Raw genomic sequence first — 8,143 nt, 5'->3', positions numbered from 1 at the left:
GGGCCGCAGCTGCGGCCCGCCGGAGGGGATCAGGTATGGCTGTCGGAGCGGGTGTCCCGGAAGAGCAGGGAGATGCACCACAGGGCGCCCACGCCCACCAGGATATAGACGATGCGGCTGATGAGGCTGTCCGAGCCGCCGAAGAGAAAGGCCACCAGGTCAAAGCGGAACAGGCCGATGCTGCCCCAGTTCAGGCCGCCGATGATGACCAGAATCAGGGCGATTTTGTCCAGAAACATACGAAAAACCTCCTCGGAAAATCCGTTTCTGGACCTAGGATAGCCGCGTGGCCGCTGTTTTATACGCATTTGCGCGTACAAAATTTTTAACGGGGGAGGTGTCCCTCCAGCCAGGCGAGCACGTCCTGGTAGACCGCCTGCCGGTTGAGCTCATTGAGCATCTCGTGCCGCCCCTCGGGGTAGAGGGTAAGGGTGAGGTCCTTCACACCGGCCTCCCGGAAGAGCTCGGCCACCCGGCGCACGCCCGCGCCGTTGCTCCCCACCGGGTCGCGGTCGCCGGAGAAGAACAGAATGGGGGTGTTGGGGTCCATGCGTTTGACGTTGGCGGGGCTGCCGATGAACTGGAGGCCCCCCATCATGTCCCGGAACATGCCCACCGTGGGCACGAAGCGGCACAGGGGGTCGGCGTTGTAGGCGTCCACCACCGCCTCATCCCGGCTGATCCAGTCGTTGGGGGTGCGGTTGGGGCGGAACTGCCGGTTGTACGCGCCCAGGGAGAGGGAGGTCACCAGGGCGCTGCGGGTGTTGGGCCCCCGCAGGGCGCACAGCAGAGAGGACACCGCTTTGCCGAAGGCGACGAGGGGGGCTTTCTCCTGGCCGGTGCCGGAGAGGATGCACCCGTCCACCGTGCCCGGCCAGCGAATGAGGTAGGTCCGGGCCACGAAGGAGCCCATGGAGTGGCCCAGCAGGAAGTAGGGGACGCCGTCAAACACTTCCCCCATCCGCACCCGCAGGGCCCGGACGTCCTGGGCCAGGTGCTCCCAGCCGTCCCGCTCGCCCAGAAATCCGTACTCCTCCGGTCCCCGGGCAGTACGGCCGTGGCCCAGGTGGTCGTGTCCGCACACGGCGAAGCCGTGGGCGGTGAGGAAGCGGGCGAAGTTGTCATAGCGCCCCATGTGCTCTGAGATGCCGTGGACCAGCTGCACCACCCCCCTGGGGGGGCCCTCCGGGAGCCATCGGGCGGCCTGGACGGTGTGGACGCCGTCGCTGGAGGGGAAGGAGAAGGCCGGAAAGTCTGCCATAGTCAAATCACCTCATCTGTGGTACAATATCCAAAAGGCCGTGCGCAAACCGCGCCGTCTGATTCCAGTCTATCCCGTTACCGCCCGCCCGTCAAGTGGGGCGGACCATAGAAAGGAAGCGATCTCCCGTGCAGGTGACCGAACGATTTTTGCATTATGTGTCCTATGATACCCAGTCGGACGAGGATTCCACCGACAGCCCCAGTACCGCCAAGCAAAAAGTGCTGGGCGCGGCCCTGGCGGAGGAACTGACCGCCATCGGGCTGCAGAACGCCCACATGGATGAGAAGGGCTATGTCTACGGCTGGCTGCCCGCCACGCCGGGGTGCGAGGGGGTGCCCTGCATGGGGCTCATCGCCCACATGGACACCTCGCCCAGTGCGTCAGGGGCCAACGTGAAGCCCCGCATCGTGCGCTATGAGGGGGAGACCATCGTGCTGGACCCGGAGACCGGGGTGTCCCTGGACCCGAAGGAGTTCGAGAGCCTCTCCCGCTACATCGGAAAGGACCTGATCGTCACCGACGGCAAGACCCTGCTGGGGGCGGACGACAAGGCCGGTGTGGCCGAGATCGTCTCGGCGGTGGAGCATCTGGCCCTCCACCCGGAGATCCCCCACGGCCGCATCGCCGTGGGCTTCACCCCCGACGAGGAGGTGGGCCGTGGCTCCGACGGCTTTGACGTGGAGGGCTTCGGCGCGGCGGTGGCCTACACCGTGGACGGCGGCGAGCTGGGCGAGCTCAATTATGAGAACTTCGACGCCTCCAAGGGCGTGGTCACCGTCCACGGCGTGAACATCCACCCGGGCTCGGCCAAGAACAAGATGAAAAACGCCCTTCTCATTGCCCACTCCTTCGTGGGGCAGCTCCCGGCGGAGGAGACCCCCGCCCACACCGAGGGGTATGAGGGCTTCTACCACCTGGGCTATGCCGCCGGAGACGAGACCACGGCGGAGCTCCACTTCATCCTCCGGGATTTCACCCGGGAGGGGCTGGAGCAGCGGGAGGAGACCCTCCGGACCATCGCCGCCCGGCTCAACGATCAGTGGGGGGAGGGCACCGTAGAGGTGACCATCACCGAGCAGTACGCCAACATGCGGGAGAAGATCGAGCCCCACATGTACCTCATCCTGAAAGCCCGGGCCGCCATGGAGGCCTGCGGTATCACGCCGGAGGAGAGCCCCATCCGGGGCGGCACCGACGGGGCACGGCTGTCCTTCCGGGGGCTGCCCTGTCCCAACCTCTGCACCGGCGGCGCCAATTTCCACGGCGTCCATGAGTACATCCCGGTCTTTGCGCTGGAGAAGATGGTGGAAGTGCTGGTCCGTCTGGTGACGGTGGAGACACACGAGTAAGAAAACGGGTGGGACCGATTCGGTCCCACCCGTTTATGCGTCCTGAGCGGTCTGCAGCGCCCGGAGGAAGAAGTGGAGCGCCACGACCAGGGCGGCCAGCATCACCAGAGATTCCAGGGCCATGACCCAGTACTGCCCGAAGGCGCGGAGAATGAAGTTGTATTTGAGGCGCAGGTACACGGCGTAGGAGGCCAGGGACCCCACCTGCACCAGCAGGGCCAGGGGCAGAGAGCGCCGCCGGGCGCAGGCCCAGGCCAGGATGACCACATCGGCCAGGAAGAAATACCGCTCGTGCATATAGGGCAGCAGGTAGGGGATGCCCACCGCCAGCACCGCCGCCGCGGCCATCCAGGTGTGGGCGGTCAGGTCCTCCCGCCGCCACAGCAGCAGCCCCAGCACCATCAGACACAGCACGAAGGCCGCCGCGATGCCCAGCTTGGCCAGGGCGGACATGGCGCTCTCGCTCAGCTCCACGGTGGAGGGGAGGAGGGCGAAGAGGGTGGGGGCGTTGAACACCAGCTTCTGGTCGTACTGCCCGGCCTGCTTCACATACACCCCCAGAATGTCCCCCAGGGGCTTGCCCAGCAGCAGGGCGGGGAGGGCGGTGAGGAAGTAGGTGAGGGGGAAGGCCAGCAAGTGGCGGAACTTCACCTTCCCGCACAGCCAGAAGGCGCCCCACAGGGGGATAAGGAAGATGGTCTGTAATTTAAAGGAGAAGGCCACCGCCAGCAGCACCACCGAGGGGACCGGCTTCCGGTCCAGCACGCAGGCCAGGGCGTGGAGGACCAGGGCCCCGTACAGGCTGTCGCACTGGCCCCAGTAGGAGCCGTTGAGCACCACAGTGGGGAGGAGGAGCAGCGCGAGGAACGCGGCGTACCCCGCTGCGGGGTGCTCCGGAGCCAGAACCCGGGCCAGACGCAGCCCGCCCCAGGCCAGTACCACGTCAAAGAGGATGGAGAAGAGCTTGATGGCGTAGAGGTCCGGCATGGGGAGGTAGGAGATGGCGGCCATAAAATAGAGGTAGGGGACGTTATAGTCTCCGATTTGTTCTTTGATGGCGGCGAAGCCCCCGTTGTCCCGGAAGAAGGCAGCCCACTGGGAGAGGAAGTCCCGGTAGTCGTAGGACACATAGTCCATGCACGCCGCACGGACAAAGAAGGCAACGCCGATGGGGAGGAGGGCCAGGAGCAGGCCGTTTTGCTTCAGGCCCGCCCGGACCAGCAGCAGCACCGCCAGCAGGGCCAGCGCCAACAGGAAGAGGCCCGCGGCCAGCCGGACCGGGAGTGTGCCCTGGGTCCACTTGCCGCTCCAGAGGAGCGCGAGCAGCAAAAGCGCCCCACCGCCGGCGGCGCAGGACACGCACACCGGCCTGGGCGCGGTGAGAGAAGGAGACATGGAGCAGGACCTCCTGAAAAAAGATATAAAAAAAGCCCGGAAATCACTCCGGACCGGGGGAAAGGGCTTGACGGACCGGGAAGGGCATGGTACAATAAAATGCTCTTATAGCCAAAGGCTCCGATTCCAGCACCCTCCCACGGTACTTCAGAGTATACCAGCTTCCGGCCCACGCCGCAAGAGAAACGGGAGACAAAATGTAAACGTGCTCGGGCGTATCGAGTTCGCGGAGCACGGCCCGTTTGGACAAAATGCCGGGAGCTATGAGGTAGAGGGGGCCCAAAACCCCCGGAACGGATGCGATATCCGCCCGTGAGGAGGGCGGACGACCGAAAAGTTTGGAGGGTACTCCAGACAGGACCGCCAGGACAGAGCCGCCGCCGCGGCCAAGACGCTAAGGGAAAGGAATGGTCATTCGAATGGTCACAGACAGGATCAAAGACGTCTACTACGGCAGGACGCCCCGGAAGAGTTTCGCCCGCCACCAGGAGATCCTGGAGATGCCCAACCTGCTGGAGGTGCAGAAGCACTCTTATCAGTGGTTCCTGGACAAGGGACTGCGTGAGGTGTTCAAGGATGTGTCCTGCATCACCGACTACGCCGGCAATCTGGAGCTCTCCTTCACGGATTACTCCATGGACGAGCCGCCCAAGTACAACGTGGAGGAGTGCAAGGCCCGGGACGCCACGTACGCCGCTCCCATCAAGGTCCGGGTGCGCCTGCGCAACAAAGAGACCGAGGAGATCAAGGAGCAGGAGATCTTCATGGGAGATTTCCCCATCATGACTCAGGCCGGCACCTTCGTCATCAACGGCGCCGAGCGTGTCATCGTCTCCCAGATCGTGCGCTCCCCCGGCATTTACTACTCCCGCACCGAGGACAAGGCCGGCAACGTCACCTATGCCTCCACCGTGATCCCCTACCGGGGCGCCTGGCTGGAGTATGAGACCGACCTGTCCGACGTGTTCTATGTCCGCATCGACAAGAACCGCAAGCTCCCCATCACCTGCCTGATCCGGGCGGTGGGTCCCCGCACCGACGCGGAGATCGTGGAGATGTTCGGCGAGGATCCCCGCATCCTGGCCACTCTGGAGAAGGACACCTGCAAGACCTATGAGGAGGCCCTGCTGGAGATCTACCGCAAGCTGCGTCCCGGCGAGCCCCCCACGGTGGACTCCGCCGAGAGCCTGCTGAACGCCCTCTTCTTTGACCCCCGGCGCTACGACCTGTCCGCCGTGGGTCGCTACAAGTTCAACAAGAAGCTGGCCATGGGCCCCCGTCTGACCAACCAGAAGCTGGCCATGCCCGTGGTGGACCCCACCACCGGCGAGATCCTGGCCGAGCCCGGCGAGACCCTGACCCGCGAGCGGGCCATGGAGCTGGAGGCCAAGGGTGTCAACGAGGCCGTGGTGGACGTGGACGGCACCCAGGTGCGGGTGTTCGGCAACCACATGGTGGACATGTCCAAGTTCGTGGACTTTGACCCCGAGGAGTGCGGCGTCACCGAGAAGGTGCGCTTCACCGTCCTGCAGGAGCTGATGGAGCAGTTCTCCGGCGAGGACCTGAAGGACGCCGTCAAGGACCACCTGGACGACCTCATCCCCAAGCACATCATCGTGGACGACATCATGGCGTCCATCAACTACCTGAACGCCCTGGCCTTCGGCGTGGGCACCCCCGATGACATCGATCACCTGGGCAACCGCCGCCTGCGCTGCGTGGGCGAGCTGCTGCAGAACCAGTTCCGCATCGGCTTCAGCCGCATGGAGCGGGTGATCCGGGAGCGCATGACCATCCAGGATCTGGACATCGTCACCCCCCAGAGCCTCATCAACATCCGCCCCGTCACCGCCGCCATCAAGGAGTTCTTCGGCTCCTCCCCTCTGAGCCAGTTCATGGACCAGACCAACCCTCTGGCCGAGCTGACCCACAAGCGCCGTCTGTCCGCCCTGGGCCCCGGCGGTCTGAGCCGTGACCGCGCCTCCTTCGACGTGCGTGATATTCACTACTCCCACTACGGCCGCCTGTGCCCCATCGAGACCCCCGAAGGTCCCAACATCGGCCTGATCTCCTACCTGGCCTCCTACGCCCGGGTGAACCGGTACGGCTTCATCGAGGCCCCCTACCGCAAGGTGGATAAGGCCACCGGCCACGTCACCGACGAGATCGAGTATATGACCGCCGACGTGGAGGACGCCTTCACCATCGCCCAGGCCACCGAGCCCGTGGACGAGAACAACTGCTTCATCAACGAGCGCATCACCTGCCGTCACCGCAACGAGATCGTGTCGGTGGCCAAGGATCAGGTAGACTATATCGACGTCTCCCCCAAGATGATGGTGTCGGTGGCAACCGCCATGATCCCCTTCCTGCAGAACGACGACGCCAACCGTGCTCTGATGGGCGCCAACATGCAGCGTCAGGCCGTGCCTCTGCTGACCACCGAGGCCCCCATCGTGGCCACCGGTCAGGAGCACAAGAACTGCGTGGACTCTGAGATCGCCATTCTGGCCGAGGAGGACGGCGTGGTGACCAAGGTCTCCGCTCAGTACGTCACCGTGCGGTACGACAGCCTGGGCAGCAAGGAGTATAAGCTGACCAAGTTCCTCCGTTCCAACCACGGCACCTGCATCAACCAGCGGCCCATCGTGAACGTGGGCCAGCGGGTGGAGAAGGGCGAGGTCATCGTGGACGGCCCCTCCACCTCCAACGGCGAGATCGCCCTGGGCAAGAACATCCTCATGGGCTTCATGACCTGGGAAGGTTACAACTACGAGGACGCCATCCTGCTCAACGAGCGCATGGTCAAGGAGGACGTCTTTACCTCCATCCACATCGAGGAGTACGAGACCGAGAGCCGCGACACCAAGCTGGGGCCCGAGGAGATCACCCGGGACATCCCCAACGTGGGCGAGGACGCCCTGAAGGACCTGGACGAGCGCGGCATCATCCGCGTGGGCGCCGAGGTCCGCTCCGGCGACATCCTGGTGGGCAAGGTCACCCCCAAGGGCGAGACCGACCTCACCGCCGAGGAGCGTCTGCTGCGCGCCATCTTTGGTGAAAAGGCCCGCGAGGTCCGCGACACCTCTCTGAAGGTGCCCCACGGCGAGAGCGGCATCATCGTGGACGTGAAGGTCTTTACCCGCGAGGGCGGCGACGAGCTGTCCCCCGGCGTCAACGAGGTGGTCCGCGTCTACATCGCCCAGAAGCGTAAGATCTCTGTGGGCGACAAGATGGCCGGCCGTCACGGTAACAAGGGTGTCGTGTCCCGCATCCTGCCCCAGGAGGATATGCCCTTCCTGCCCGACGGCACTCCGCTGGACATCGTGCTGAACCCCCTGGGCGTGCCTTCCCGTATGAACATCGGTCAGGTGCTGGAGGTCCATCTGGGCTACGCCGCCCGGACCCTGGGCTGGAAGGTGGCCACCCCCATCTTCAACGGCGCCGACGAGAAGGACATCGCCGAGGTCCTCACCATGGCCGGCCTCTCTCCCGACGGCAAGAGCTGGCTGTACGACGGCCGCACCGGCGACCGGTTCGATAACCGCGTCACCGTGGGCTACGTCTACTTCCTCAAGCTGCACCACCTGGTGGATGATAAGATCCACGCCCGTTCCACCGGCCCCTACTCCCTGGTCACCCAGCAGCCTCTGGGCGGCAAGGCCCAGTTCGGCGGCCAGCGCTTCGGCGAGATGGAGGTGTGGGCCCTGGAGGCTTACGGCGCGGCCTACACCCTGCAGGAGATCCTCACTGTCAAGTCCGACGACGTCACCGGCCGTGTCCGCACCTACGAGGCCATCGTCAAGGGCCACAACGTGCCCAAGCCCGGCGTGCCCGAGTCCTTCAAGGTTCTGGTCAAGGAGCTGCAGTCCCTGTGCCTGGACATCAAGGTCCTGGACGAGCACGGCGCCGAGATCGAGCTGAAGGAGGACGACGAGGATACCTATCAGCCCGACCGCATCCGGGACGACGACGATTTCTACAGCTACCGGGACAACGACTCCGAGTCGGAGTTTGCCGCCGCCGGCTTCACCATGAAGGAGGAGAGCGACGACGATGACCTGGGTGTCAGCGCCGCCGCCGTGGAGTCCGACAACGACGACTCGTTCCTGGACGATCAGGATATGTAAGAGAG

The 8,143-nt window shown here is 64.7% G+C and carries 5 protein-coding genes; 2 read left to right on the top strand and 3 right to left on the bottom strand.

All coding sequences use genetic code 11. From position 1 onward, the window contains the following. Positions 1 to 29 precede the first annotated feature (29 nt). A complete protein-coding gene (locus B5G43_RS08525; protein WP_087260237.1) occupies positions 30 to 239 on the bottom strand; it encodes a DUF378 domain-containing protein in 210 nt (69 codons plus the stop codon). 86 nt (positions 240 to 325) lie between these two features. Further along, positions 326 to 1,261, bottom strand: a complete 936-nt coding sequence (locus B5G43_RS08520) for an alpha/beta hydrolase (RefSeq protein WP_087260234.1) — start codon at positions 1,259 to 1,261, stop codon at positions 326 to 328. A gap of 128 nt (positions 1,262 to 1,389) precedes the next feature. Between B5G43_RS08520 and pepT the strand changes: the two genes are divergently transcribed. Next, complete coding sequence (gene pepT, locus B5G43_RS08515) at positions 1,390 to 2,613, top strand: peptidase T (RefSeq protein ID WP_087260232.1); 1,224 nt, start codon at positions 1,390 to 1,392, stop codon at positions 2,611 to 2,613. Positions 2,614 to 2,646: 33 nt separating this feature from the next. Here the strand turns inward: pepT and B5G43_RS08510 are convergent, their stop codons facing one another. Beyond that, positions 2,647 to 4,008, bottom strand: coding sequence for a conjugal transfer protein TraL (locus B5G43_RS08510; protein WP_087260229.1), 1,362 nt, complete (start codon positions 4,006 to 4,008; stop codon positions 2,647 to 2,649). 419 nt (positions 4,009 to 4,427) lie between these two features. Here B5G43_RS08510 and rpoB point away from each other — a divergent pair, with 419 nt between their 5' ends. Next, on the top strand, positions 4,428 to 8,138 hold the full coding sequence (gene rpoB / locus B5G43_RS08505) for a DNA-directed RNA polymerase subunit beta (protein WP_087260227.1): 3,711 nt from the start codon (positions 4,428 to 4,430) through the stop codon (positions 8,136 to 8,138). Positions 8,139 to 8,143: the final 5 nt, after the last annotated feature.

This window comes from Flavonifractor sp. An92, from assembly GCF_002159175.1.
In the GTDB taxonomy this organism is placed as follows: domain Bacteria; phylum Bacillota; class Clostridia; order Oscillospirales; family Oscillospiraceae; genus Pseudoflavonifractor_A.
This window is presented reverse-complemented; position numbering and strand designations above follow the sequence as displayed.